This is a genomic window from Protofrankia sp. Cj3 (genome assembly GCF_917627355.1).
GTDB lineage: Bacteria > Actinomycetota > Actinomycetes > Frankiales > Frankiaceae > Protofrankia.
Genome location: NZ_CAKJTR010000012.1, coordinates 14684 through 16100, shown reverse-complemented (window position 1 = coordinate 16100; position 1417 = coordinate 14684). Strand labels below are relative to the sequence as shown.

Annotated in this window: 2 protein-coding genes; both read left to right on the top strand. The window is 70.4% G+C overall.

The features are described 5' to 3' along the window. Positions 1 to 891, top strand: an 891-nt coding sequence (locus MJ783_RS02955; protein WP_239308360.1) for a hypothetical protein, incomplete at its 5' end; no start/stop codon positions are given. A gap of 53 nt (positions 892 to 944) precedes the next feature. Next, positions 945 to 1417: NUDIX domain-containing protein (locus MJ783_RS02950; protein ID WP_239308359.1), on the top strand; the 473-nt coding region annotated here is incomplete at its 3' end.

Here is a 1417-nt window from a genome sequence, read left to right as displayed (position 1 = left end):
GGGTACACGATCGTCGCTGGCGTAGGCGTCGATCACGCTGTCTGGGCGAAACGGTCCGACCAGGCCCGCCCCATGTCGCTGGGCGGCCAGGCCACATCAGTTCCGACAGTGATCCAGGCTGCTGGCAGGGTCACCTACATCGTGGGTGGCACCGACGGGAATCTCTGGATGCGGGGCGATACCGATCATGCTTGGTCCCCGCTCGGCCTACCCGGGACACAGTGTTACGGACAGGCCGCGGTCGTCGTCGGATCAACGCTGCACCTGGGATGCCGCGGAAGTGATCGCGCACTGTACGTCACAGCCGTGCCCATCGACACCACCGGCCAGCCGGCCCGGGTGACCTGGTGGACGAGCTACGGCGGGCGGACCGACGCCGCTCCCGCGATGGCCGTCGTGGACGGGGCCGTCACCTGGTTCATCACCCGCGCCAGCGACAGCGCCCCACCCGCGGCCAACCTCTACCGGCGGACAGCCACCTCGTTCTGGAAGGCGCTCGGTGTCCGGTGCGATGGGGCGCCCGGCGCCGGCGGCAACGACACCTACGCGGACACCTACCCGGACACCTACGGATCCCACGGTGACCAGGGTTACCCGCCTGGCCCGAACGGGGCCGGGCGGGCGTTCGTCGGCTGCCGGCTGGCGTCGGGAACCCTCGCCTACGCCGCTGTGCCGTTCATACGGTTCATCGACGCCGGTGGGCGGACAGTCGGGCCGCCCGCCTTCGTCCGGGCCGGGAACGGGACGGTGGACGCCTTCACCGCCGGCACAGACCGTGCGCTCCACAGCCGGCGACTGACGACATCCGCCCCGCTGGACGTGGGCTGGACGGATCTCGGTGGCACCTACCTGCTCGGGGTGGGGGTGGCCCGGGTCAGCCAGGAACCGTAGCGGGTTCCTGGCTGACCCGGACATGGATCTCCGCTGCGGACAATGATGGGCTGGTGCGAGTGGTGCGACGGGCCGCCAGAGCAATTCTGATCGACTCCGGCGGGCAGCTGATCGTGTTCCGCCGGAGCCTGCCCGGCCAGCCCCGCTACTGGGCCACCGTGGGCGGCGGGGTCGATCAGCAGGACACCTCGGTCGAGGCCGCCCTGCACCGGGAGGTCGCCGAGGAGCTGGGCGCTACCGTCGACCGCGTCCAGCAGGTGTTCCTCACAAGCGCGACACGACACAGCGGGGGCGACACGCCGGGCATCACCGTCCAGCACTTCTTCGTCTGCCGGCTCACCTCGATGAATCTTGCCGCCAGGACGGGCGACGAATTCACCAACCCGGCAAAGGGACGCTACGACGTCGAGCGCATCGACCTGCGCGGCGATGACCTGGCCCGGTTCGCCCTCCAGCCCGGCGCGCTCAAGGACTTCATCCTGGCGAACCGGGACGCCCTCCTCGAGGCTGTCGCGGACCCGGACCC